We start from the raw sequence: 26,272 nt of genomic DNA on the forward strand, positions 1-26,272 counted from the left end.
CATGACAGTACGCTTAAAAATGCATAGCATGGGGCTGAATGTAAAACAAGAATGTATACCCTACAAGGATCGACTATGCTGGCTTATGATGCAGATTTAGAATTATTCCGTGACAACTTCCGCCGCTTTATGAGTGAACAGATTGCCCCGCATTATGAACAGTGGGAACGGGAAGGGATTATGCCGCGCTCGGTCTGGAACCAGCTGGGTGAAAACGGCTTTTTATGTGTAGATGTACCGGAACAGTATGGCGGCTATGGCGTACCGACCCATTATTCGCTGATGCTGGTCGAAGAGTCAGCGCGTGCTGGTTATAGCGCACTGTCTACCGGTATTTCCTGCCATTCAGAAATTGCTGCGCCGTATATTTTAAATATTGGTTCAGAAGAACAGAAACAGTACTGGCTGCCAAAAATGGTTAGCGGTGAAGTGGTCGGTGCGATTGGTATGACCGAGCCGGGTGCTGGTTCTGACCTGCAAGCCATGCGCAGTCATGCCATTTTGCAGGGCGATCATTATGTCCTGAATGGTTCTAAAACCTTTATTTCCAATGGCCAACATGCCGATCTGGTGGTGCTGGCAGTAAAAACCGATCCGCAGGCACGTGCCAAAGGCGTGTCTTTATTATTAGTCGATACCCATCTGGATGGTTTTAAGAAAGGCACCAACCTCGACAAGATTGGCCTGCATGCTCAGGACACCTCGGAATTGTTCTTTGATAATGTAAAGGTACCCAAAGAACAGTTACTGGGCCAGCCGGGACAGGGCTTTGCCTATTTAATGCAGGAATTGCCACGTGAACGGACTGCGATTGCCGCCACCGCCTTGGGCGCTATCCGCGGTTCAATTGACATCACCACGCAATACGTCCAGGAACGTCAGGCTTTTGGTCAGAAAATTGGCCAGTTCCAGAACAGCCGTTTTGTTTTGGCACAGGCTAAAATTGATGAGCTGGCCACGGCTGCGTTTTATAACCAGAATGTCGAGCTGTATATGCAGGGCAAACTGGATGTCGAAACCGCAGCAGCACTGAAAAGCTTCTCGACCGATATGCAGATGAAAGTGGCCGATCAGCTGCTGCAGCTGTTTGGTGGTTATGGTTATATGACTGAATATCCAATTTCTCGTTTCTTTGTCGATGCCCGTATCCAGCGGATTTATGGCGGCACCAATGAAATTATGAAAGAGATTGTGGCGCGCGGTTTATTGGGCCGTTAAGTCCTGTACATCAGAGCAAATGAAAACACCCGCCCAGCATCGACTGGGCGGGTGTTTTTTGGTGGGTGTGTTTCTGAGACTGATTTTAATGCAGGCTGAGCACATGCAGACTTTCCCGAATAAAGATCGGCAAGTCTGCTGGTGAGCGTGAGGAAATATACAGGTTATTGTCATTCACTACCGCCTCATCAAAATACACGGCGCCGGCATCCATCAGTTCCAGCATCACCGGGGCAATGCTGGTCATGCGCCGGCCTTTGACCACACTGGCATGGATCAGCAGTTGCGGACCATGACAGGTGCTCATAATCGGTTTCTGGGCATTGGCAAAATTTCGGACAAAATCGACAAAACGCAGATCATCACGCAGTTGTGCCGGAGATTGGCCGCCGGGAATCAGCAGCGCATCAAAATCATGAATGGTCACATCATCTATACTTTGGTCGATGGTTACCGAGCTGCGCCGTTGATAACCATAGACAATATTGCCGGCCTTGTTTTCAACATTTACCACGCTATGCCGCGCTGCACGGAAGGCGTGGATCAATTCTGGATAGTCTGCATCTTCATAATCATGGGTAATCAGCACCGCGATTCTTTTTGACATTATTATTCTCCGAATTGCTTTAAATAAAAGAGTAAAGGGGAAAAAGCAAAATTTCATTGCTGCTTTGTAACCAGTTTTCTTATTTCTTTTTCAAGTTAAAATTTCTGGAATTTTATTCAATATTTATGGGCGTTATTTTCTATGTAAGTAATTATGACGCCTGTTCAGTTTACGCAATAAACTTGCAAAATCCTATCACTATTCATCGAATTCAGATGCAAAAGCTATCGGCTGATTGGAAAAAGACCCTGTTTCATCTGCTTAAATTCGCTACACTCTGGATGGAAAAACAGGCAAAGCGTCGTGACTTGTTCAGAATTATTCATGAGCTTTAGCTGCTCAATTGATAAACAGTCTCACAAGTTGCAGAGAGTTTAACCAACTGTTTGTTTTTAAGACTGAATCAATCAAAGTTGTATTGCGCAACATTTGAAAGCTAACTATTGTTATACTGTTTGCATACCGTTTATGAAGGGCGACATAACAATGATCAACGACGATCAAAACACAACGACTTCTCTTGACCTGAACAATATTCGTGAGGAAATTGACTCTGTTGATATGCAGATTCAACAACTGATTAACCGTCGCGCACGATTGGCAGAAGCGGTGGCCAAAGCCAAATTTGCCGCTGAAGAGAATCCGCTGTTTTACCGTCCGGAACGTGAAGCACAAGTTTTACGTAATGTTATGGATCGCAATGAAGGCCCATTGTCGGACCAGACCATGGCACGTTTATTCCGTGAAATCATGTCGGCCTGTCTGGCACTGGAAGCACCACAAAGTATTGCCTTCCTGGGGCCGGTTGGGACTTATACCCATTCTGCGGTACTCAAGCATTTCGGTCATGATGCCCTGGTGCGCCCTTTACAAACCATTGATGAAGTATTCCGTGAAGTAGAAGCGGGCAGTGCGCATTATGGTCTGGTACCGGTAGAGAACTCCTCTGAAGGGGTGGTGAACCATACCTTAGACTGCTTTAAAACTTCGAATTTGAATGTGATTGGCGAAGTTGAATTGCCAATTCATCATCAGTTCCTGATTTCTGCAAATACCCGTAAAGACAGCATTAAACAGATTTATGCTCACCAGCAAACACTGGCACAGTGCCGTAAATGGCTAGATGCACATTATCCTGGGGTGGAGCGTGTGGCTTTAAGTTCCAATGGTGAAGCGGCGCGCCGTATTCGCAATGAATGGCATTCTGCGGCCATTGCTTCTGAAATTGCGGCAACCATTTATGATCTTGAAATCATGCACAGCAATATCGAAGACAACCCGGAAAACACCACGCGCTTCCTGGTGATTGGCCGTGAGAAAGTGCCACAAAGCGGCAATGACAAAACTTCATTGCTGGTATCTGCACATGACCGTGCCGGTGCCTTGCTGGAAATTCTGGCGCCATTTGCCAAACACAACATTAGTCTAACCAGTATTGAAACCCGTCCGGCTTTACCTGAAAAATGGGCCTATGTGTTCTTTATTGATCTGGAAGGTCATATTGAGCAAGACAATGTTAAAGCTGCGATTGAAGAAATCCGTCCATTGGTGAAAGAAGTCCGTGTACTCGGCTCTTATCCGGCGGCAGTTTTATAAAATTCTCTGGTGGCCGTGTGCGCTGCATGCGGCTGCTTTTCACCTGTAAATCTGGAAGTAAAAAATGTCGTTTGTCCCAGCCAATGAAGGCATCTCTAAGTTAAAGCCATATCAACCAGGTAAGCCGATCAGTGAACTTGAGCGCGAATTGGGTATTACCGATATTGTGAAATTGGCATCCAATGAAAACCCGTTGGGCTGTTCAGACAAAGTCAAAGAGGCCGTGGCTGCCGAACTGGCAGAAATTGGCCGTTATCCAGATGGTGGTGGTTTTATTTTAAAAGACCAGGTTGAAGCGCAGTTTGGTTTTGGTCATGAACGGATTACTTTGGGTAATGGTTCAAATGACCTGCTGGAAATGTTTGCCCGCGCTTTTGTGTCCGAGCAGGACTCAATCGTATATAGCCAGCACGCCTTTGCGGTTTATGCACTGGTGACTCAGGCCATTAATGCACAGGCCATTGAAGTACCAGCCAAAGGTTTCTCGCACGATTTAGAGGCGATGGCTGCAGCCATTCAAGCCAACACCAAGCTGGTGTTCATTGCCAATCCGAATAACCCGACTGGCACCTGGTTTGAAGAAGCTGAATTTGAAGCCTTCATGCAGAAAGTACCGGCCAATGTAATTGTGGTACTGGATGAAGCCTATGTGGAATACTTCCCGGAAAACTTCAACAGCCTGAAATATCTGGATCAGTATCCAAACCTGATTGTTAGCCGTACCTTATCAAAATGCTATGGTCTGGCAGCGCTACGAGTTGGTTTTGCTCTGGCCTCTGTACAGGTGACTGACTATTTAAACCGTATCCGTCAGCCATTTAACGTGAACCATTTAGCTATGGTGGCAGCTGTAGCAGCGCTGAAAGATGAAGCCTTTATCGAAAAATCACGTGAAGTGAACAAGGCTGGTATGGCGCAGCTGGAAGCGGGCTTTAAAGCACTGGGCCTGAACTATGTGCCTTCACGTGCCAACTTTATTCTGGTTGATGTACAGGCTGATCCGGCACAAACCTTCAATGCTTTGCTCAAAGAGGGCGTGATTGTACGTCCGGTTGGTATTCCAAACCATCTTCGTGTATCGATTGGAACAGAAGCAGAAAATGCCAAATTCCTGACTGCACTGGCGAAGGTGTTAGGTCTGGACGCAAAGGCATAAGCCATGACGCAACCCCTGTTTGAAAAAGTCGCTTTTATTGGACTTGGGCTGATTGGCTCAAGTCTGGCGCGTGTGATTCAGGCTGAACAGCTGGCTCATGAGGTGGTGGCATCGACCCGTTCGCAAAAAACGCTAGAAGATGCCAAAGCCTTAGGGTTAATTGCTGCCGGTTATAGCGATCCGGTCGAGGCGGTGAAAGATGCTGATCTGGTGGTGCTGGCCTTACCGGTACGTGCCACCGAATATGTGTTGCAGCAGATTAAACCGTATTTAAAACCTGATGCAATCCTGACCGATGTCGGCAGTACCAAAGGCAATGTGGTCGATGCGGCCAAAGCGGTTTTTGGTGAACAACTGCCTGCCGGTTTTGTGCCGGGGCATCCGATTGCTGGAGCCGAGCATACCGGGGTCCATGCCGGTAAGGTCGATTTATTCGCCAATCATAAAGTGATTTTGACTCCATTACCGACCAGTGCGGATTGGGCGGTCAATAAACTGATTCAACTGTGGGAAGCAGCCAAAGCGGAAGTGATCTGTATGGATGTGGACAAGCACGATGAAGTGCTGGCACATACCAGTCATCTTCCGCATTTAATGGCATTTAACCTGGTGGAGCAACTGGCCAACAGGGAAGACAATTTAGATATTTTTCGCTATGCTGCAGGCGGCTTTCGTGATTTCTCGCGAATTGCAGCCAGTGATCCACAAATGTGGCACGACATCTTCTTTGCCAATAAAAAGGCAATTTTGAATGCAGTCGATGGCTTTGAACAACAGCTGGCAATCTTGCGCCAGCTGATCGAACAGGAAAACTCGCAGGCTTTAATGGGCCTGCTGGGACATGCTCAAGCAGCGCGTCAGCATTTTAATCATATGCTGGCCAAAAAACCGTTGATGGAGAACAATAAAGTGACACAACAATTTACGATTTTACCGGGCTCTAAAAATTTCCAGGGTAAATTTACTGTGCCAGGTGATAAATCTGTGTCACATCGTTCAATCATGTTTGGTGCGATTGCAGAAGGCACCACCCATGTCACCGGCTTTTTGGAAGGTGAAGATGCGCTGGCGACCTTGCAGGCTTTTCGCGATATGGGTGTCAGTATTGAAGGCCCGAAAAATGGTGAAGTGACCATTCATGGTGTTGGTATGCAGGGCCTCAAAGCTCCAGCCGGTGCACTGTATATGGGGAACTCTGGCACCTCCATGCGTTTGCTGTCAGGCATGTTATCGGCGCAGGCCTTTGATTCGGTGATGACCGGTGATGCATCCTTGTCCAAGCGTCCAATGGAGCGTATTGCCAAGCCATTACGTGAAATGGGGGCGCAAATCCAGACCACAGGTGAGCGTGGTACGCCACCGGTGTCAATTACGGGCAGCCAGCAGTTAAAAGGCATTCAGTACGATTTACCAATGGCCTCGGCACAGGTGAAATCAGGAATTTTACTGGCCGGTTTGTGGGCCGAAGGTGAAACTGCAGTAACTGAACCGGAACCAACCCGCGACCATACCGAGCGTATGCTGCGTGCTTTTGGTTATGAAGTGAAATCCGAAGGCAACCGTATTTCCCTGCAAGGCGGCGGTAAACTGGTGGGAACCAATATTCAGGTGCCTTCAGATATTTCATCTGCAGCGTTCTTTATGGTGGGCGCGGCCATTACTGAAAATGCCGATGTCACTTTAGAAGCTGTGGGCATTAACCCGACCCGTACTGGCGTGATTGAAATCCTCAAACAAATGGGTGCAGATATTACTGTATCCAACGAGCGTATTGCCGGTGGTGAACCGATTGCCGACATTCGTATTCAGGGCAGCCGTACCTTAAAAGGCATTCATATTCCGGAAGATCAGGTGCCACTGGCGATTGATGAATTCCCAGCGCTGTTTATTGCAGCAGCCTGTGCGGAAGGTCAGACTGTATTGACTGGTGCAGCTGAACTTCGCGTCAAAGAATCTGACCGGATTCAGGTGATGGCAGATGGCTTGAAAACCATGGGCATTGACTGTACCCCAACTGAAGATGGCATCATCATTGAAGGCAAGGGCAAAGCAGGTGACTGGTCGCCTGTGTTCACCGGCGGTGAAATTGAGTCACATCATGACCACCGTATTGCCATGAGCTTCTCGATTGCCGGTTTACGTAACTCGGAAGTAATTAAAATTGTGGGTACAGAAACGGTCGCGACCAGCTTCCCGACCTTTACCCAATTGACCGCTCAGGCCGGTCTGCAGATTGAAGTGACCGAATAAAGAGAAAAATAACCCAAAACAGCCAAGCTTTTGCTTGGCTGTTTGCTTTATATTGCTTATGCTAAAAATACAACAAGAACAGCAGTAGGGTCGTTTATGAAAACACTCCAGTTTACCGCACAATGTGATAACAAGGCCGAATTACAGGACTGTAAGATTGCCCAGAACTATGTGGCAGATTTGCTGGCCCGACAGTTAAACCAGCACGGCTTTGAAACCCTGCCGCAAAGTGGCGCACAAATTGCGGTTAGTGTGGAAGATCATCCTTTGCCCTTAAGCGTGAGCTGTGAAAGCCGCGATGCCGAAGGACGACTGGTGTGTGAAATCCTGTCTTATCCGGAAGAAGAGCAGGACTGGTTTGACCGGATTGAATCGCAAAGCTTGCTAAATCAGCTGGCCCAGGCGGTCGAGCAGACCTTAAAACAGGATGAAAACTTTACGGCCTTTGAATGGAAAAATTAAAACAATCCCAGATTGGAATTGCGAAGCCATTTCGTCTGTATCCATTTTAAAATTAACAGTACCGTCACTGATCTCCTCCCATAAAAAAACCCATCAGCAGATGGGTTTTTGTCTTTAGCCTAAGGCCAGGAAGCGGGTAATTGCAATCCGCAGCTGTTTTAAATAGCCGGTAAAGAAATGGTTAGCGCCCGGTAAAATGGTAACCAGATGACGCTGTGGTTTGGCCCAAGTAATCATGTCCGAGAGCAGGGTCACATCATCGGCTTCGCCATGAATAAACAGGATGTCACCTTTAATTTCAGGAGTTACATAGTGACGTACACCAGCTACTGTCGCAGTCGGCAAGCCGCATAAAATGGTCTGTTTTGGCTGTAATTCAACCGGTAGCGCTGCATAACTCTTTGCCATCACATGCGCACCAAAGCTGAAACCGCCGGCATAGAACGGCAGGCCAATGTGCTGGCTGCGCGCATATTTGATGACTTCTAGAATATCGTCCGTTTCGCCAAAGCCTTCATCATGCACACCTTCACTCTGGCCTGAACCGCGGAAGCTTGGGCGATATACCACGCAGCCGCGCTCTAGGTACATTTGTGCTAATAATGCAGGAACTTTGTGTTGCGGGGTGCCGCCTTGCAATGGATGGGGGTGGCTGACAACCGCGAATCCTTTCACTTCACCCTGGGGATAATCTACGAAAACTTCAATTCGACCCACAGGACCTGGAATGAAAATTTGCTCGGACATAAGATAATCGAATAATGGCAGGAGAATCGATTATTTTACCGATTATGTTTAGGAAAAACACAGATTGGCATTAAAATAAGCTGACTGTTATAGTTTGATTAATTATTTTTTAACCACTTTTTGATCAGGATGTGTATGCTCGCCTTAATTTCTCCTGCTAAGACTTTAGATTATGAATCTGCATTACCCACCGACAGCCACACATTACCAAGACTATTAGCGCATTCACAAGAACTTATCGACGTTAGTCGTACGCTATCTGCTTCAGAAATCGCCAATTTAATGAGTGTGAGCGAAAAAATTGCCAATTTAAACGTAGAACGCTTCCGCGACTGGCAGGCCGATTTTGATTTTTCCAATGCGCGTCAGGCGCTGTTTGCCTTTAAAGGTGATGTCTATACCGGTCTGGATGCCTATAGCCTGAAGGATCAGGACATTGATTATGCACAGCAGCATTTGCGCATGTTATCAGGTCTGTATGGCTTATTGCGCCCGCTGGATTTAATGATGCCGTATCGTCTGGAAATGGGCACCAAGCTGAAAAATCCGCGTGGCAGCAATTTGTATGAATTCTGGGGCACCATCATTACTGATCTGATCAATGAAGATCTGGCTGCGGCCAAGTCTGAATTGCTGGTGAATATCGCTTCGGATGAATATTATAAATCGGTGAAAGAAAGCAAGATTCAGGCAGAAATCATCAAGCCGGTATTTTTAGACCAGAAAAATGGCAAATATAAAGTCATCAGCTTCTATGCCAAAAAAGCCCGTGGTTTGATGGCGCGCTATATCATCGAAAATAAAATTGAACGTGCTGAAGATTTAAAAGGCTTTAATAGCGATGGCTATTATTTCGATGCTGACAGCTCCCTAAAAGGTGAGCTGGTGTTTAAGCGAGATGAGCAAGCCGCATAAACAGGGGAGTGCGTGCCATGCAACCAGAACTTGCTGATTTTCAGTTGTATTGGCAACGCTGCGCTCAGCAGTTTTCGCTGAATCGCTGCCAGACGCAGCAGCTGTATGCGCGGCTGCTGGCGGCCTATAGTGAGCCGCAGCGGCACTATCATGGCGTGCAGCATATTCTGGAATGTCTGCAGCATTTCGATCAGATTCGCACACAGTTGCAGCAACCATCGCTGGTCGAGCTGGCGTTATGGTTTCATGATGCGGTCTATCATCCTAAAGCGCAGGACAATGAAGCACAAAGTGCGACATTGTGCCAGCAGTTATGTGCAGATTTTTTAACGGCAGCACAACTGGAAACCGTGAGCCGCTGGATTCTCGCGACCCGGCAGCATCAGCCTAGTGATGAGCCAGATTTAAATGCCTTGCTGGATATTGATCTGGCAATTCTGGCTGCGCCGCCAGTACGTTTTGCTGAATATCAGCAACAGATTCGTCAGGAATATGCCTGGGTCGAGCAGCAGCTTTATCAGCCCAAGCGCCGTGCGGTATTGATGCAGTTTTATCAGATGCAGCCGCTGTATCAGACCCGGTATTTTCAGCAGCATTATGAAGCACAGGCCAAACACAATCTGGCCCAGGCTTTGTCTACAACGGGCGAATCAGCATCGTGATGGTTTATTCGTCCGCTAAACTTCAGGCATAAAAAAAGGCAAAGTCAGACTTTGCCTTTTCCATCTTGTCACAAGATTAGTGGTGATGACCGCCAACACCATGTACGTGACCGTGGTCTAACTCTTCTTGAGTCGCTTCACGGATTTCTACGATTTCAACTTCAAACGTCAGGTCTTGACCAGCAAGCGGGAAGTTTGCATCAACGATTACGTTTTCGCCTTCAACTGCTTTAACCGTTACGATCTGTACGCCATCATCAGTTTGTGCTTGGAACTGCATGCCAGGCTGAATGCTGTCTACGCCTTGGAACATTTGCGCTGGAACTTCTTGAACCAGGTCAGGGTTGTATTCGCCATAACCTTCAGCAGCAGGTACGTTTACAGTGAATTTTTCACCCACAGTTTTACCTTCTAGGGCTTTTTCAAGACCAGGGATGATGTTACCCGCACCATGCAAATAGGCAAGTGGTTCACCTTGAGATTGGTCGAGAGTTTCACCCTCTGCGTTAGTCAATGTGTAGTGGAAAGTAACCACGAGGTCATTTGCAATAGCAGTCATGTTATAGATCCATTTAGTTTTCTAAGGGTACATCATAAAGTGAAAAGGCAAATTTGTTGAATACTTTTACTCAAAAAACTCACATTTGGCTTTTTTATGACATTTTCCCAGATATTGGGGCAGTCGATAAAATTTCAATGCAATTTTATTTTAGGGCCAATTTTTCTGCCGAGCATATCTTTGGCGGTCAGCACCCCGGCATGGGTATAGCCATGAATGGTGGCCTGATGCAGCCGGTATAAAGACACATACATCGACTTGGCGACTATGCCCTGTACATTGACCCGACCGAGTAATTCACCCACGGCCGTATGCTGGCTTAAAGAAATCAGCGAGCCTTTGTCGGAGAATTTAAACATCGGCAGTGGTTTCCCATTCACGTGCTGGCTCAGGGCACGAACCAGAAAGCTGGCCTGCTGACTGGCCACCTGCGCACGCGGACCCAGCACCGGTTCATCGGCTTTGGGCTGGCAATGGGCACAATCGCCAAAGGCAAAAATGTTGGGGTCGGTATAAGTCTGTAAGGTGGCATAGACTTTTAAACGGTGCAGATGATCTTTTTCAAAATCATCCCACTGTTTAAAAATTTCCGGGGCCTGAATTCCGGCAGCCCAGACTTTAATTTCTGCTTCCAGCGGATTACCTGCAGCAAAATAAACCTGTTCTTCATCGACCTTGGCCACCCGATGCTGGGTCAGCACTTCAATACCAAAGTGCTCCAGCTGGGCTTGGGTATGCCGGGAAATCTGCTGTGACAGGGCCGGTAAAATCCGGTCGGCAGCTTCAATGAGCGTAATCCGAACCTGCTGCGGGTCAATCCGGTTTAAACCATATTGGGCAAAAGTCTGTTTGGCCTGATACAGCTCTGCCGCCAGTTCAACACCGGTGGCACCGGCGCCAATAATGGCAATATTCAGGGCACGGCTTTGCGGTTGATTTTGGGCTTCTAAATACAGGTGTAGCAAGTCCTGATGAAACACCGTGGCCTGAGGCAGGCTGTCCAGAAAATGACAATGCTGTTTCACCCCTTCGGTATTAAAGTCATTGGAAGTGGAGCCTAGCGCCAGTACCAGCGTATCATAGTCCACGTCAATCTGCTTTGGTGGCTGCTCTTTTTTGGAAAATTGCGGTGCCTGCAGCTGAATCTTTTTCTGGGTCCGGTCAATGCCAACCAGGGTGCCTAATATAAACTGATAATGATGCTGGGCAGCATGGACAAAATAGTTGGTTTCTTCCTGATGCGGATTGAGCGTGCCGGCTGCAATTTCATGTAGCAGCGGTTTCCAGATGTGGGTCAGTTTCTGATCGACCAGAATAATCTGCGCTTTGCCCGATTTACCCAAACGATGACCGAGTTGGGTAGCAAGCTCCAGACCGCCGGCGCCGCCACCGACAATCACAATACGATGTAATGCTGACATGATGAACCTATATTGTTATTTTTAATGCAAGAACAGGCTCAATTTATGCCATCTCCCGGTCAGGAAAATGGCTCAGATTGTTCGACAACTTACATCATGTAGCATTTCCACTGTGCTTGTTCACAGGATTAAACCAGCGGATAAGTTTTGGCTGCGGTTTCATCCTTGGAGGAAAAGCTAAACAGGCTTTTTAGCCAGATCAGCAGTTTTTCAAACAGGCTGGCTTCGGCAATATGTACTTCTTCTTCCAGATGAATGGTATTGATCAGGCGGTTATTCTGATAAACATGCACGGTGGCCAGCTGCATCACCTGTGCCAGCGGGGCCGTCAGTAACTTTTCTTTCAGCTCGACATTCAAATGGGTTTCGGTCTGGGTTAAGGGTTCAATCAGTCGGGTCTGACCGAAGGTATCGTTAACAAACAGGCGCTGCTGGGTCACATCAAACTGTTTTAAATCAATCGCGCTATTTTCGCCATATAAAGACGTGGTGACAATTTTCGGTTGCTGCACTTCAACCTTGAACATTTTCAGGGTCGACTTTACCACTGGCAACTCAGCAATCAGCTGCTTGTTTTTTAAAGCCACTTCGTTGCGGGTGTAGGCATAACTGATGTTCATCAGTTGCTGGGCAATTTCAGCGCGTTTAAATGCACTTTTGGCACCCAAAACCACCACAATTAAACGCCGGTTCGGATCATCAAAATTCTGGGTGAGACGGTTGGCCGTCAGCGCCAGGTTATAACCGGCGGCACGGGTATAACCGGTTTTCAAGCCATCCACCGTCGGGTCCTGTTTGAGCAGAATGTTAGTGGCACGGTGATAACGCTGGTTATAGGTAAAACTGGTCTGTTTGGAATAAGCGAGATAATCCGGAGTGTCATTGACGACCGCCTGTGCCAGACGGGCCAGATCGGCCGCGGTAGAATAATGTTCCGGCATGGTAATCCCGGACGGATTCTGGAAATGGGTATGCTGCATTCCCAAGGCCTGTGCTTCCTGATTCATACGTGCCACGAACTGCGGTACGCTGCCAGAAATCCGTTCGGCCAGAGTTAGGGCGGCATCATTGGCAGACATCACAATTAAACCAGCTAGCAGCTGATCAACAGAAATCTGCTCACCTTCTTTCAGGTACATCTGGGATTCATCCCACATCACCTGTTTCACCACAGACGTTGCGGTCAGCACATCTGCCACGTTCAGCTTGCCGGCCTGAATGTCCTTGAGCACAATATAGGCCACCATCATCTTGGTCAGCGAGGCCGGGGCGCGCTGAATCTGGCTATTGTGTTCTGCAATGACCTGACCCGATTGTGGATCAAGCACGGTCCAGGCTTCTGCTTCAACCGTTTCAGGATTAAAAGATAATAAGGTGGCATGCGCAAGCGAGCTGCATAGCCAGCACAGCAGCGCAATCAGGTAGATGACACGTTTCAAGGGGATTCCTTTTTTAACCAGTCCGTTGGTCATAAACATAAAAATTTTAGGCATGCTATGCTTTTTTTTGCCGCCTGACTAGCGATAATTTTCGACAATGAAGACGACTGCGCATTGCATGACAAAAAAATGTTAAGCTAATTGATAAGTTATCTCTTTGATCTTTTATATCGCCCATTATGTTGCATTATCAAATCGAATTTGACGATTATCGTCAGCATCTTATTCATGTCACTTTGCGTTTTCTGGCCAATCCGACACAGGTTCTAGCTTTACCAACCTGGATTCCGGGCAGCTATCTGATTCGTGAATTTTCCAAACATATTGAAGCGGTCAAGGCCTATGATGAAGCCGGGCGTATTTTAAAAATCCAGAAATTTGAAAAGAACAAATGGCGTTTGTTTAATACCGATCATGAACTGATTACGGTGGAATATGATGTTTATGCCTACGACCTGTCGGTGCGTGGTGCCTATGTTGATCAGACCCGGTTATATGTCAATCCGGCCTGTGCCTGTTTAGGACTGGAAGGTCAGGAAGATAAAGCGATTGAAGTCGAAGTGTTTCTGCCTAATGAGCTGAAACATTTCCAGCTGGCGACCGGACTGGCGGCCAAAAGTCTGGTGAAGGGGCGTTATACCTTAAAAGCCAAAAACTATGCCGAACTGATTGATGCGCCGTTTGAACTGGCCGAGCAGACCCGTTTTAGTTTTGATGCAGCAGGCATTCCACACGAATTTGTGGTATCGGGCAAACATGCCATGAATGCTGCGCGAATGCAGCAGGACCTAGAAAAAATCTGCGCCACTGAAATTGCCCTGTTCGGTTCTGCACCGTTTCAGGACTATACCTTTATGACCATGGCGACCGGGAGCAGCTACGGTGGTCTGGAGCATCCAAACAGCACCAGCCTGATTACCCCGCGCGATGATTTGCCAAAAGCCAATGAGCCGGAAGAACCCTCAAAAGAATATCAGCGTTTTCTGGGGCTGTGCAGCCACGAATATTTCCACTCCTGGCTGGTGAAATTTATCCGTCCGGACAGCTTTGTCAATTATGATCTGAACCGGGAAGGTTACACTTCCTTGTTGTGGATTTTTGAAGGTTTCACCTCGTATTATGATGACCTGATTTTATTACGCAGCGGTGTGGTCAATCAGGAATCTTATATTGCTTTATTAAAAGCGCAGATTGACCGTTATTTGCAAAATCCGGGTCGGGCAATCCAAACCGTGGCTGAATCGAGTTTTGATGCCTGGGTCAAATTCTACCGCCAGGATGAAAACTCAAACCATGCCGGTACCAGCTATTACAACAAGGGCTGTCTGGTGGCCTTGTGTCTGGACCTCGGTTTACGTCTGCGTGGCTCTAGTCTGGATGCCTTAATGCGCAAGCTGTATGACAATGCACAGCAGGGTATTCAGGTGCATGAGCGCACAATTTATGAATTGTGTCAGGAATTAACCGGTGATAGCTGGGCTGAGCAGATTAACCATCTGATTAACACCACTGAAGAGTTACCGCTGGATCAGCTGTTCCCGGAATTTGGTCTGAGCTACAGCTTAAAAAATGACAAGCGTTTGCCATTGGGGCTAAAACTGGCCGATAAACCGGAAGGCGTACTGGTGCAAGCCGCACGCCGTGATGGTCAGGCAGCGCAAGCCGGTCTGTCGGCGCATGATGTAATCATTGCCATTGATGGCCTCAAAGCCAGCAGCAAACTGATCGAACAGTATGCCAAACAGAGCGGCAGCTTTACAGTACATGCTTTCCGCCGTGATGAACTGATGCAGTTTGAAGTGAATGCAGCAGGTTCTGAACTGACTGAAGTTGAATTAAAAGTTGAAGATCAGGCCAAACTGGATCGCTGGTTAAAAGTGTAAAATCACAGTCTGAAATCTATACTATAAAAAACCGATGCTCAGGCATCGGTTTTTTTATGCAGATCTATCGTCATAAACCCTATCGTAATCACACCTTATTTGATGATCAGGCGGGAAGTACCGCGAAACTCCGCCACAATCTGCTGCTTCTGGTTCGTGACCCGAATATCATAAATGCCGCTGCGGCCACTGCTGGCCTTATGTTCTGCCACCGCAGTCAGGGTATCGCCGAGCAGGCCCGGTTTTAAATAATGAATACCGCAGTGCTGACCCACCGCCGGATGTTCGCCGGTGTTGCAGGCAATGGCAAAAGCCGCATCCGCCAGCGCAAAAATCACCGCACCGTTACAGGTTTGATGGCCTTGTAAATGCTGCTCGGTAATTTTTAATTCAATCTGTGCGCTGTGTTCACCAAACGACACCAAATGGGCGCCCAGATGCTGCATTAATCGGTCCTGATGAAACATGGGATTAACTTGCTGATCCATAGCAGACTCCTTTTTTAAGATACGTTTTATTTTAAATTTAAAATTATGTGAATCATAAATAGCATTGTGATGCTGAAAATACAAGCAAAAAAATAAGGCCCCGTTGGAGCCTTATTTTCATCGTCTATTCAACGCATCTTTGCAACAGCTTTTTTAGCTATACAGATGCCAGCCCCATTAACGGGCACGACGACCACGTGATTTGGTGTTGGGACGGGTGGTGCCATTGGTCTTGCGACGTGGCTTTTCACCTTCTTCCATTTGCCAGATGCGTGGTGTGCCGGATTTTTTCTTGGCGGTACCATCTTTGTTGACTTTTTTCTGCATCGGTTTGCCACCAGTGCCGCCCGGTTTCTTCACATAAGAACGTGAGCGATACGGCTGTTCGGCTGGTACATCTTTAAAGTCGCTATAGAGCAGTGGTTCAATTTCACGGGTTTCACCCGGTTGCAGGCCCAGCTGAACCAGATCAATCGAACCGATTTTGGTGCGAATTAAACGCAAAGTTGGGAAGCCGACCGCAGCGGTCATGCGGCGCACCTGACGGTTACGGCCTTCACAAATTGAAATTTCAGCCCAGGAGGTCGGCACCGAAGCGCGGTAACGTACCGGCGGATGACGTTCCCATAACCACTCCGGTTCAGCCACTTTAATCGCTTTGGCCGGCAAGGTCATGCCATCATTCAGTTCTACACCTTTACGCAGCTGTTCTAGCGCTTCTTCGGTAATGTCACCATCGACCTGGACCAGATAGGTTTTAAACTTTTTATTGGCCGGGTTGGTAATAAACTGGTTTAAACCGCCATGATCGGTCAGGAACATTAAACCTTCTGAATCCATGTCCAGACGACCGGCAATCCGTAAATCCGGATCATCAATGAAGTCGGCCATGGTTGGGTGCTTTTCATCGGGACGAAACTGCGACAGCACATCATAAGGCTTGTTAAGAATAACTATTTTCACTGTAACCTGCTAAAAAATATAAAAAAATCTGGGTGTGATTCTTATGCTAACTGTAATAAAACCCGGCATGGGAGAGAAAGGGTGACAATGAGCAAAAAGAAGGTCCACAATATCCGGCTACTATAGCAGATTCTGTCTGATCTGCCTGAACTTTATGGCAAAGCTGAGCAGATGATTTTGATTGGAAATGTAAAACTTGCTGAGATATGGCACAGGATATATGCCGATTTATTAAGCACAGAAATAAGGCCATTTCCCTTATAAATCCCGGGCTGGTTAAATTTTGATTAAACTGAAAAGATCATCGAGTTAAAAATACAATTAAGCAGACAGCCAAAAAAGACCGGTGCCGGGCAAGAATAGTATGGATTTGCCCGCCCACCAATCACAGGGAGCAGCAAGGATTATGGGTTATCAGAAAATCGTCGTGCCTGCAGATGGCAGCAAAATTACGGTAAATGCAGATTTATCCCTGAATGTGCCGAACAATCCGATTATCCCTTTTATTGAAGGTGACGGGATTGGGGTGGATATTACCCCGACTATGAAAGCCGTGGTGGATGCGGCAGTACAAAAAGCCTATGGTGGCAAACGTGCGATTGAATGGATGGAAGTGTATTGCGGCGAAAAGGCCAACAAGATTTATGGCACCTATATGCCGGAAGAAACCTTTGAGGTCTTGCGTGAATTTGTGGTGTCGATTAAAGGGCCGCTAACCACACCAGTTGGTGGTGGGATCCGCTCATTGAATGTGGCCTTGCGTCAGGAACTGGACCTGTATGTCTGTGTGCGTCCGGTACGCTGGTTTGAAGGCGTGCCTTCACCGGTGCAACATCCGGAACTGACCGATATGGTGATTTTCCGGGAAAACTCGGAAGATATTTATGCCGGGATTGAATGGAAAGCCGATTCACCGGAAGCGAAAAAAGTTATTAAATTCCTGAAAGAGGAAATGGGTGTCACCAAAATCCGCTTTGAAGAAAACTGTGGTATTGGGATTAAACCGGTCTCCAAAGAAGGTACTCAGCGTCTGGTGCGTAAAGCCATCCAGTTCGCGATTGATAATGACAAGCCGAGTGTGACCTTGGTACATAAAGGCAACATCATGAAATATACCGAAGGCGCCTTTAAGGAATGGGGGTATGAAGTGGCGCTGGAGCGTTTTGGCGGCGAATTGCTCGATGGCGGGCCGTGGGTGAAGCTGAAAAATCCGAAAACCGGCAAAGAGATTATGATTAAAGATGTAATTGCCGATGCCTTTTTACAGCAGATTTTAATGCGCCCGGCAGATTATTCGGTCATTGCCACCTTAAACCTGAACGGGGATTATATTTCCGATGCACTGGCGGCAGAAGTCGGCGGGATTGGCATTGCACCGGGAGCCAATATTGGCGGGGCAATTCATATGTATGAAGCCACCCATGGCACTGCGCCAAAGTATGCTGGGCAGGACAAGGTCAATCCGGGGTCGATTATTCTGTCTGCGGAAATGATGCTGCGCGATATGGGCTGGACTGAAGCGGCCGATCTGATTATTCGGGGTGTATCCGGTGCGATTGCAGCCAAAACGGTGACATATGATTTTGAACGCCTGATGCCAGATGCCACCTTGCTGCGCTGCTCTGAGTTTGGTCAGGCGATTATTGACAAGATGGACCAATAAAACGCTATCTATTTGATGCAACCGCCCGCGTTTAACGCGGGTTTTTTATGCCTTATCTTCTCATCCATTTGTGTCAATGTAATGACAAGTAACCACAGTGATGCTTTGGGTGACTAAGGTAAAATAGTAAAACTATTTTCACTTAATTTGTAATGGATAATCCTGTGCCCAATTACATTGAGGCAATTTGATACAGCTTATGACTTGGGCAAAAAACAAAACCCGGTAGAGTAATACCTGTACATATTGTGCGACATATCGAACTGATACAGGAGTGATATGAAATGGCTAATCAACAAAACCAGCAGAATCAACAGAATCAGCAAAACCAACGTCAACAAAATCAGCAGCAGAATGACAATCAACGTCAACAGCAGCAACAGCCTCAGCAACAAAATCAAAAACAGAAAAACCAACGTCAGCAATGATGTCGCACCCCCAATTTAAAAACTTTTTCATCGCCTAAAGGCGCATATAGGTTTTTAAATTGATTTACTGACAAAGGCTCTCATGATGAGAGCCTTTGTCATATCTATATAGCCCATGACGATCTAGATCGGAAAGCAGCAGAGGAATCATCTCCAAACCCAGATCAGCAAAACCTGTACAAAAACCGTGTTTTATCTACCCCTGAGCAGACCTTAAGATCAAGTCATCCCTTGATGATGCAGTTGCCATGAATATCTTGATTTCTAAACGGCTCGCCGGTCTGGCGCTTGGCTTAAGTTTGAGTGTGCTGCTGGTCGGCTGTCAGCCACCGCCTTCGGGTGATGCCGCCGGTATGCGCTATCCGATGCTGTATCTGAAATTGCAACAGCAGGAATTCATGGCGCCTTTACCGGTCCCGGTAGAAGGTGTGCAGGCCTGGCAGATCAGTGATACCTGGGGTGCGGCGCGCAGTGAAGGGCGTCGGCATGAAGGCACTGATATTTTTGCCAAACGCGGCACGCCGGTACGCTCAACCACGGCTGGAATTGTATCGCGGGTGGGCACCAACAACCTTGGGGGTAAAGTGGTCTGGGTGATTGGTCCGGGCTTAAGCCATCATTATTATGCACATTTAGAGGATTATGCAGCGGAGATTCAGGAAGGCGACTGGATTGAAGCCGGTGAAATCATTGGTTATGTCGGTAATAGCGGCAATGCTCAAAATACACCGCCACATTTGCATTATGGGATTTATCTCAGTGGTCAAGGCGCCGTGAATCCTTATCCCTATTTGGTACAAGAGCTGACCGATGAATAAGCTAAATCAGCTTACATCCGCCGTGGAAACCGGTGTTTTGGTGGCCGGCAGGCTGCAAATAAAATATAGATTTCCCAGTGCCAGAACCGCACCGGCCAGTAAAAACTGCTGCGGATAGGACCAGCCGGCGACTTGTAAGCCGCTAAAGCTTAAGCCTCCTATCAGCTGCACGCTGGCAAAGCATAAAGTAGCCATGCCCCATAATTTTTTATAGGCCAGACCATACAGCTGGAGCAGGGTATAAGAGGTCAGAAACACCACCGCCGGATTCAGCAGGCCAGTAAAAAAGGAAGACAGAAAGGTCATCACTGACCAAGGGGCGATTGCCGCTAAAATGGCCGCCACATACAGGCAATACAGGATTTTCAGGGCTTTGAAATTGCCGAGCTGTTTTGCCAGAAAATAGGCACAGGCCGCTCCGCAGGCACTGCCCAGGCCATATAAAATCCAGTGGCTATTGATCCAGAACAGGCTGAGTTGTTGCACCTGACTTAAATAGTCAATCCAGAAGAGTGAGTGTGGTACATAGGAAAACGCGCTACAGCTATACACCAAGAGCAGGCTGGCAAAGACTTTTTTATTGATGGGTACAGCAGCAGCGCTTTGAGGCTGGCTTTGGATGTTAACCGGTAGGGCTTTGGGTTTGAGCAGGATTAAACCCAGACTGCACAGCACGGCAAAGGCACATAAAATCAGCCAGGCGCTTGAGGTGGAGATATGATCTAAATAGGGCAAAAATAATGTGGCGAGCAGCACACCAAGTCCGATGCCACTAAAACCAATCACATTAATTTTAAACCGATGCTGCAATTCACAGTGCTGCGCAACCACGCTCGGCGCCAGAATCATCAGCCAGCCACCGCAGATGCCGGACAATATTCGCCAGAACAGATACCAGCTACCCTCAAAACCGGTGAACGCACAGCAGAATAAACTTAAACTGCCGAGAAAGGCCGCGGCCTGAATCCAGCCTAATAGCTGCTGGTTTAAGCGCATGGCCCAGACCGCACCAATTAAATAACCGAGTAAATTGGCGCTGCCCAACAGGCTGGCAAACTCGCTACTCCATTCAAAAGCCAGGCGGGTACTGGGTAACAAGGCGGTATAAGAAAAACGAAAAATACCGATACCTAAACAGGTGGACAGCAGTAAAAACAGGCTGAGGCGGCGTTGCTGTGCATCCATGCAGATTCCTTGCGCTTTTTATTATGCGTAAAATATTGTTGTATGGCGCGCGGGCTATTGCAGTTGCCCGCTGATCTGGCCAATTTGTTTGCTAATCTAAGCGCTGTTATTCCACCGAAACCGGCTGGCCAATGCTATAAAAATGCCCGCCGGCAATATGGTGGATACTTTTCCATTCATCGGCCACTTCATGATAATACCAGTGCCCGTCACGAAATACCCGCTGATCGGCATAGGCTGTAATGACTTTGCCTATAAACAGGTCATGGGTTTGCTGGTTGTGCGGCTCCGGAATAAGTTCACAGATCAGCCAGGCGGCGCATCCGGCCACTGTCGGCACAGGAGAATGCTCAAACTGGAATAGCTCGACCCCACAGCGGTCCAGCTTGTTCGGTTCCTGAAACAGGCTGATGCTTCCCAGTTGATGCACCATCCTGAGCTGTTTTAAGGTCGGTACCTGCAAGGCAAAATAACCTGACTGTTCAATGATGGCACGGGTTTTGGTGCTTTTATCCAGCACTACCGTAACTTTGGCAGGATTAAACTCAAGCGCACAGGCCCAGGCTGCAGCCATGACATCGGTTTCCTGCTGATCTTGCGCAGACACCAGCACGGTCGGACCATGATTAATCAAACGATAGGCCTTTTCCAAAGGTACAGTTTGCAGATCAGCAGGGAGCGTCATATTTTTTTATTCCTCAATCAGAGATCATTCCAGAGATATGCAGGAAAACAACAATTCTGCATTGTACCGGGTGTTAAAACTTATATCATTGATGCATGCTTGGGAAAAAGCACAAAATACAGCGGGAGACAGATTCATGAAAATGTATCAGGTTGATGCATTCACAACAGCATTATTTAAGGGAAATCCGGCCGCAGTAATAGTGGTCGAAGACTGGCTTGATGACGCTTTAATGCAGAATATTGCACTGGAAAATAACCTTTCCGAAACTGCCTTTGTCAAGCCGATGGATGCTGAAAATTTCGAGATTCGCTGGTTTAGCCCCACAGTTGAAGTCGATTTTTGCGGCCATGCCACTTTGGCCAGCAGCTTTGTACTGTTTAAGGATTATACCCGCGCCAAAACCATTCATTTTCATGTCAAAAATTTAGGTCTTTTTATTGTCACGCAAGATGATGATGGCAAAATCCGCATGAATTTTCCAACCCGTGTGCCGGTACTGCAAGATGAATTTCCGGCGCAATTGCTGGATGTGATTGATCAGCCGGTTAAGGAAGTCTATTTAAATGCACAGGCCTATATTCTGGTACTGGAATCTGAGCAGGCAGTGTTAGCCGCCCAGCCCGATCTGGCCAAAATCCGGCAGATTGCAGAGCTGCATCAGGTCAGCACCGCAATTACCGCGACAGACCTAGATGTGGCCTTGACCGCGCCCTCTCAGGACTATGACTATATTGCTCGCTACTTTGCCCCGCATAAAGGGATTGATGAAGATCCGGTGACTGGTTCCATGCATACCGGTCTGGCGCCGTTATGGGCAGAAAAAACCGGCAAAACTGAACTGGTGGCTTATCAGGCTTCGGCGCGAGGTGGAATGCTGTACTGTGCCTTACAAGCAGAGCAGCGTATTGAAATTTCCGGTTATGCCAAATTATATCTGGTGGCCGAGTTATTTTTAGATTAAAACAGAACAGGGAAATCACGCTGGGTATGCCGGTGATTTTCAAACATAAGTCACAACAACAAACAATTTAATGCTGCAGTCATGCAAGCGGCTGCAGCAGGTAAAAGGTATTGAAAAAATTATGTTAATGCGGTTTAAACAGCTCAGCCTGTCTTTGCTGATCATGGGTGTGGGGGCTACGACATTTGCCCAGCCGGTGTTGGTAAAATCTGAACAGCAGATTGAAGAATACCGGCTGGATAATGGTTTTCGGGTGATTCTGGCGCCGAATGCCAAAGAAAATAAAGTGGTGATGAGTACCATCTACTTTACCGGTTCCCTGAATGATCCCCAAGGCAAAGGCGGTATGGCGCATTTACTGGAACATCTGGCGTTTAAAGGCACCCAGAATGTCCCGGGAGATGAATTCCAGCGCCGTTTAAACCAGTACACCTTAAGCAATAATGCCAGCACCGATTACTACTCGACCAAATATCTGAACACCATCCGCCCAGATCAGACGGCCATTAATGAGATGATTTATCTTGAAGCCGAGCGTATGGACAAGCTGGTGCTGCAAGAAAAATTTGTGCCGGCAGAAATTGCGATTGTGAAGCGTGAACGCGAAGTGCGTATGGATCAGCCCTATGCGGTGTTAATGGATCAGGTCTGGAAAGCAGCCTATGGCAACCAGTATCTGGGCCGTTTACCCATTGGTGATTTGAATGAGCTGCAGTCGATTCAGATGCCGGAATTGCAGCGTTTTTATCGTAACTGGTATGCACCGAATAATGCCGTGATGGTGCTGACCGGCAAGTTTGATAAAGCTCAGGTACTCAAGCAGATTGATCAGCATTTTAGTCCGCTGGCCAAACGCCAGATTCCGGCACAGGTCAAGGTGCCAGTGCTGGATGCCCGTACCATCAAAAACCGGGATTTTTTAGTGCAAAAAGGCAGCCAGCTGGCCAAGTTCAATATCTATTTAAATGGTCAGAACGGCCAGCATAAAACCGCTCTGGCGTTGGCGCCGTATTTATACACCATGCAGCCGAGCGGGCATTTGTATCAGGGCATGGTTGAAACCGGTATCAGCACCATGGTGCAATCGACCACCTGGCTGGATCAGGATTTTAATCTGGTCTTTATGGGTGCCTTGTATGCACCGACTCATAATGCCAAGCAGGTTGAAACTGCCTTGCAGCAGGGTGTCGAGCAGGGCAAAAATTTTAATCAGACCGAGCTGAACCGGGTCAAAACCCTGATTCGTAATAGCCAGGACAGTCTGTTTAGCAATGCCAGTGCTCTTGCCGGTATGCTAAGTGATTATGTGGTATCGGAGCAGGGCAACTGGGCACAGTATTTTGTCCATCAACAGGAATTACAGGCCTTAACGGTGGATCAGGTCAATACACGTTTACAGCAATTCCTGATTCCTGAACATCGTATGCGCGGGCATATTCAGCCGACACCAGAAGAGCAGAAAAAGGCCCAGCAACAGCAGGCTGCTGAACCGCTGAAAACCCTCGATCAAATGGATGTACAGGCCGAGCCACTCAAAGACATCAGCAGCTATGAGCAGGAAATTCAGCAGTATCTGCACACATCCAAACAGGCCTTAAGCCAGACTGAAGCCAAAATCCAGCGTGGCACACTGGCCAATGGCATGAAATATGCACTGTTTCCCACCTCGACCCGGGACGATAAAACCTACGCCACCATTATAGTCGATTTTGGCAATGAAAAATCGCTGTTTAATCAGGGCGAGATTATTGACCTGATGGCCTATTTAATGCTGCGTGCCTCAGATCAGTACAGCCTGCAGGATATTGCCGACAAATCCATTGACGCCGGTGGTTCAGCTTCGGCACAGGCCAATAGCAATGGCGTGGCCATTTCGATTGTGGCCAAAAAAGATAAATTTGATGAGTTTTTCAGATTTGTCTTGGAAATCATGAAAAAGCCGCTGTTTGAACAGGCCCAGTTTGATCTGATCAAGGCACAAAGTCTGGCCAGTCTGGACCGGCCGTATACCGAGCCGGAAACCGTGGCTGCCTTAAATATGGCACGTTTGATCGAGCGTTATCAGCCGGGAGATTTGCGTTATCACTTCGAGCCGGAATTTGCCAAGCAGCAGTTGACCCAGGCCAGCAATGAGAAAGTCAAACAGCTGTATCGGCAGTTTTTTGCCATGGATCATGCCCGGATTGCCATTACCGGCGATTATGAGGCCAAGCCGGTTCTCAAGCTGTTGCAACAGCAGTTTGCCACTTGGAACGGAGCACAGCCGTATCAGCGTTTAAGCGTGCCGTATAACAGCTATGCGGCGCAAAAACAGCATGTACTGTCCGAACAGCGTGAGTTTGGCAGTTATCAGGGCGTGATGACCCTGCCCGTGGGAAATGATCATCCCGATGCAGCCGCATTAATGGTCATGAGTCATATTTTAGGGGACTCACAACTGACCTCACGTCTGGCGCAAGAGCTGCGTGAAAAAAATGCGCTGGTCTACAGTTTTGGCAGTTCGCTCAGTTTAAGCAGCTTTGAAAATTCCGGTGCCCTCAGTGTGAGTGCCAACTATACTGCCGGTAAAGCGGCGCAGTTGTCGCAGGCGGTACATAAAGTCTTTCAGGAGTTGCGCAAAAATGGTGTGACTGCACAGGAAGTAGCGGCGGCCAAGGCTGACATTCTGAAACAGCGTGTCACAGCGCTGGAAGATGAGCGCCGTATTCACCGGATGCTGGTGGCACAGCTGGAACTTGACCGTGATTTACCGTATCGGGAAAAACGTGATCAGGCCATTGCCCGACTCAGCAAAGCCGATATTGATGCGGTGATCCAGAAATATCTGCTGCCGCAACATTGGGTCGAAGTCATGGCTGATCAATATGGTCAGCCGGTAAAATAAGTGCTGATTACAGATCATTCATATAAAAAATCTCCCTAAACGGGAGATTTTTATGAAGCCGGTTATGTTGGCACTGATCCCATCTGCCAGCAATCCTTATAGGTGCTATGAGTAAGTATGAGGTGAATTTATCATAGAGAATTAGAGCCGATAGAATTGTTTGGCATTATCATGGAACACCTGCGCTAATGCCTGCGGATGATACGTCGCCACCACATCGCTAAAGGCATCAATAATCGTGACTAAGTCACTGCTGACCCGATCCATCGGGAAATTGGAACCAAACATCACCCGATACATACCAAAACTTTTCAGCGCGTGCTGAATCAGCGGGGCAGTTAAATCAATAATTTCCTGTTTTGAGGCCAGCCGTTGCTGCTGGTGAAACTGATGGCCCAGTACCGGCATAAACAGCCCCGACAATTTGGTATAGACATTCGGGCAGCGCGCCAGTTCAGCCAGGTCTTCCTGCCAGCGAAACAGGATATTGTCGCGCGCAGTTTGGGTAATACCGGTATGCGAGCCGACCGGACCAAACAGACCGGCCGGTGTACCGAGGTGATCCAGCACAATTGAGGTTTCCGGAAACTGTTTTGCCAGGGCAATCACATCTTCCAGCTGGCTGGAATAGACCCAGGCATCAAAACTTAAATTATGCTGTGCCAGTAGTTCAAAGCCTTTCAGAAATTTTTTGTCACGGTATAAATGCGGATCATCGGCCCAGGCATAAATGTCTTTATCTTCATGAACCGCAGCCATTTTACGAATCCCGCGAAAATGTTGCGGCGCCGCTTTCTGATGCATTTTCAGAATCTGTTTAAACTGGCTGTCACGCGGGTCGGCCGTGGCCACCACTGCACCCAGCTGGATACCATTTTTGGCAAAATCCAGCGATTCAATAAAACGGGTTTCTCCAACCACACCTTTGCCTTTGTGGTCATGCCAGCTGGCCTCCACATGCACCACTTTTTCAACCGGATAAAAGCCGACATCGCGGCAATAATGTTCGGGCAAATAGGGGGCAGTGACATGCTGGGTATGTCCCAGGGTGTCAATCAGCGCTTTGGATTTTAGCGTACGGATGGTTTTATCCAGTAAGCGTGGATATTTCCCCAGCAGCTTGACCGCCAAGCGTGCGCTGTGTGGTGTGTTATACGGGTCCCATTGATGAATATGCGCATCAATCAGTGCAAATCCAAGATTTTGCATAGCAGGTTGGTTTGATCCTTGAAGATGTCTATTTTATTCAAAGCCAAGTCTGCAAAAAAGAAAAGGGTAT

The 26,272-nt window shown here is 47.7% G+C and carries 23 protein-coding genes; 12 read left to right on the top strand and 11 right to left on the bottom strand.

All coding sequences use genetic code 11. The annotated features are described in order from the left end of the window. The first annotated feature begins 75 nt into the window (after positions 1-75). The gene (locus FTT89_RS08305; RefSeq protein WP_104495098.1) at positions 76-1,218 is read left to right on the top strand and encodes an acyl-CoA dehydrogenase family protein; all 1,143 of its coding nucleotides are present in this window, start codon (positions 76-78) and stop codon (positions 1,216-1,218) included. Between the two features lie 85 nt (positions 1,219-1,303). Here FTT89_RS08305 and FTT89_RS08310 read toward each other — a convergent pair whose 3' ends face one another. Continuing rightward, complete coding sequence (locus FTT89_RS08310) at positions 1,304-1,825, bottom strand: type 1 glutamine amidotransferase domain-containing protein (RefSeq protein ID WP_005179007.1); 522 nt, start codon at positions 1,823-1,825, stop codon at positions 1,304-1,306. A gap of 486 nt (positions 1,826-2,311) precedes the next feature. Between FTT89_RS08310 and pheA the strand changes: the two genes are divergently transcribed. From pheA to FTT89_RS08330, 4 genes are all read left to right on the top strand, one after another. Further along, positions 2,312-3,421 (top strand): prephenate dehydratase, encoded by a 1,110-nt coding sequence (gene pheA, locus FTT89_RS08315; protein WP_005179005.1) that lies wholly within the window; start codon positions 2,312-2,314, stop codon positions 3,419-3,421. 64 nt (positions 3,422-3,485) lie between these two features. After that, positions 3,486-4,577, top strand: a complete 1,092-nt coding sequence (gene hisC, locus FTT89_RS08320) for a histidinol-phosphate transaminase (protein WP_180134108.1) — start codon at positions 3,486-3,488, stop codon at positions 4,575-4,577. Between the two features lie 3 nt (positions 4,578-4,580). Beyond that, positions 4,581-6,827 carry a bifunctional prephenate dehydrogenase/3-phosphoshikimate 1-carboxyvinyltransferase gene (locus FTT89_RS08325; RefSeq protein ID WP_180006390.1) on the top strand — a complete coding sequence of 749 codons (2,247 nt, stop codon included), beginning with the start codon at positions 4,581-4,583 and terminating at the stop codon, positions 6,825-6,827. A 96-nt stretch (positions 6,828-6,923) separates the two neighbouring features. After that, the gene (locus tag FTT89_RS08330; RefSeq protein ID WP_016659168.1) at positions 6,924-7,289 is read left to right on the top strand and encodes a hypothetical protein; all 366 of its coding nucleotides are present in this window, start codon (positions 6,924-6,926) and stop codon (positions 7,287-7,289) included. 114 nt (positions 7,290-7,403) lie between these two features. Here FTT89_RS08330 and FTT89_RS08335 read toward each other — a convergent pair whose 3' ends face one another. Next, entirely contained in the window at positions 7,404-8,036 is a 633-nt protein-coding gene (locus tag FTT89_RS08335) for an alpha/beta hydrolase (protein WP_005178998.1), read from the bottom strand. Positions 8,037-8,171: 135 nt separating this feature from the next. On the opposite strand from FTT89_RS08335, the gene yaaA reads away from it, so the two are divergent. Further along, the gene (yaaA, locus tag FTT89_RS08340; RefSeq protein WP_005178997.1) at positions 8,172-8,951 is read left to right on the top strand and encodes a peroxide stress protein YaaA; all 780 of its coding nucleotides are present in this window, start codon (positions 8,172-8,174) and stop codon (positions 8,949-8,951) included. A 17-nt stretch (positions 8,952-8,968) separates the two neighbouring features. Further along, positions 8,969-9,613: a metal-dependent hydrolase gene (locus tag FTT89_RS08345; RefSeq protein ID WP_168400284.1), complete on the top strand. Its 645-nt coding sequence runs from the start codon at positions 8,969-8,971 to the stop codon at positions 9,611-9,613. 76 nt (positions 9,614-9,689) lie between these two features. On the opposite strand, the gene slyD is transcribed toward FTT89_RS08345, so the two are convergent. The 3 genes from slyD to FTT89_RS08360 all read right to left on the bottom strand — a co-directional run bounded on the left by slyD (position 9,690) and on the right by FTT89_RS08360 (position 13,032). Continuing rightward, on the bottom strand, positions 9,690-10,172 hold the full coding sequence (gene slyD / locus FTT89_RS08350) for a peptidylprolyl isomerase (RefSeq protein ID WP_163170257.1): 483 nt from the start codon (positions 10,170-10,172) through the stop codon (positions 9,690-9,692). A 134-nt stretch (positions 10,173-10,306) separates the two neighbouring features. Further along, positions 10,307-11,593 carry an NAD(P)/FAD-dependent oxidoreductase gene (locus tag FTT89_RS08355; protein ID WP_180172827.1) on the bottom strand — a complete coding sequence of 429 codons (1,287 nt, stop codon included), beginning with the start codon at positions 11,591-11,593 and terminating at the stop codon, positions 10,307-10,309. Positions 11,594-11,721: 128 nt separating this feature from the next. Next, positions 11,722-13,032 carry a D-alanyl-D-alanine carboxypeptidase family protein gene (locus tag FTT89_RS08360; protein WP_168391057.1) on the bottom strand — a complete coding sequence of 437 codons (1,311 nt, stop codon included), beginning with the start codon at positions 13,030-13,032 and terminating at the stop codon, positions 11,722-11,724. 179 nt (positions 13,033-13,211) lie between these two features. Between FTT89_RS08360 and FTT89_RS08365 the strand changes: the two genes are divergently transcribed. Continuing rightward, complete coding sequence (locus FTT89_RS08365) at positions 13,212-14,915, top strand: M61 family metallopeptidase (RefSeq protein WP_127800023.1); 1,704 nt, start codon at positions 13,212-13,214, stop codon at positions 14,913-14,915. Between the two features lie 95 nt (positions 14,916-15,010). Here the strand turns inward: FTT89_RS08365 and paaI are convergent, their stop codons facing one another. Beyond that, positions 15,011-15,403, bottom strand: a complete 393-nt coding sequence (gene paaI / locus FTT89_RS08370; protein ID WP_005178971.1) for a hydroxyphenylacetyl-CoA thioesterase PaaI — start codon at positions 15,401-15,403, stop codon at positions 15,011-15,013. A gap of 177 nt (positions 15,404-15,580) precedes the next feature. Further along, positions 15,581-16,366, bottom strand: a complete 786-nt coding sequence (locus tag FTT89_RS08375) for an rRNA large subunit pseudouridine synthase E (RefSeq protein WP_045794865.1) — start codon at positions 16,364-16,366, stop codon at positions 15,581-15,583. Positions 16,367-16,772: 406 nt separating this feature from the next. Here FTT89_RS08375 and icd point away from each other — a divergent pair, with 406 nt between their 5' ends. Further along, positions 16,773-18,029: an NADP-dependent isocitrate dehydrogenase gene (gene icd, locus FTT89_RS08380; protein WP_016659160.1), complete on the top strand. Its 1,257-nt coding sequence runs from the start codon at positions 16,773-16,775 to the stop codon at positions 18,027-18,029. Between the two features lie 288 nt (positions 18,030-18,317). Here the strand turns inward: icd and FTT89_RS08385 are convergent, their stop codons facing one another. Continuing rightward, entirely contained in the window at positions 18,318-18,488 is a 171-nt protein-coding gene (locus FTT89_RS08385) for a hypothetical protein (protein WP_168379929.1), read from the bottom strand. 217 nt (positions 18,489-18,705) lie between these two features. Between FTT89_RS08385 and FTT89_RS08390 the strand changes: the two genes are divergently transcribed. After that, the gene (locus FTT89_RS08390; RefSeq protein WP_180006387.1) at positions 18,706-19,275 is read left to right on the top strand and encodes a M23 family metallopeptidase; all 570 of its coding nucleotides are present in this window, start codon (positions 18,706-18,708) and stop codon (positions 19,273-19,275) included. A 6-nt stretch (positions 19,276-19,281) separates the two neighbouring features. On the opposite strand, the gene FTT89_RS08395 is transcribed toward FTT89_RS08390, so the two are convergent. Both FTT89_RS08395 and FTT89_RS08400 read right to left on the bottom strand, forming a co-directional pair. Next, positions 19,282-20,460, bottom strand: a complete 1,179-nt coding sequence (locus FTT89_RS08395; RefSeq protein ID WP_180006386.1) for a YbfB/YjiJ family MFS transporter — start codon at positions 20,458-20,460, stop codon at positions 19,282-19,284. Positions 20,461-20,566: 106 nt separating this feature from the next. After that, positions 20,567-21,145: a flavin reductase family protein gene (locus FTT89_RS08400; protein WP_168384636.1), complete on the bottom strand. Its 579-nt coding sequence runs from the start codon at positions 21,143-21,145 to the stop codon at positions 20,567-20,569. Between the two features lie 136 nt (positions 21,146-21,281). Between FTT89_RS08400 and FTT89_RS08405 the strand changes: the two genes are divergently transcribed. Beyond that, complete coding sequence (locus FTT89_RS08405; RefSeq protein WP_005178958.1) at positions 21,282-22,109, top strand: PhzF family phenazine biosynthesis protein; 828 nt, start codon at positions 21,282-21,284, stop codon at positions 22,107-22,109. Between the two features lie 121 nt (positions 22,110-22,230). Continuing rightward, positions 22,231-24,993 carry a pitrilysin family protein gene (locus tag FTT89_RS08410; RefSeq protein WP_035363281.1) on the top strand — a complete coding sequence of 921 codons (2,763 nt, stop codon included), beginning with the start codon at positions 22,231-22,233 and terminating at the stop codon, positions 24,991-24,993. 141 nt (positions 24,994-25,134) lie between these two features. On the opposite strand, the gene FTT89_RS08415 is transcribed toward FTT89_RS08410, so the two are convergent. After that, on the bottom strand, positions 25,135-26,202 hold the full coding sequence (locus FTT89_RS08415; protein WP_163170252.1) for an amidohydrolase: 1,068 nt from the start codon (positions 26,200-26,202) through the stop codon (positions 25,135-25,137). Positions 26,203-26,272 lie beyond the last annotated feature (70 nt).

It is taken from the genome of Acinetobacter sp. YH01025, assembly GCF_013420185.1.
Classification (GTDB): domain Bacteria; phylum Pseudomonadota; class Gammaproteobacteria; order Pseudomonadales; family Moraxellaceae; genus Acinetobacter; species Acinetobacter indicus.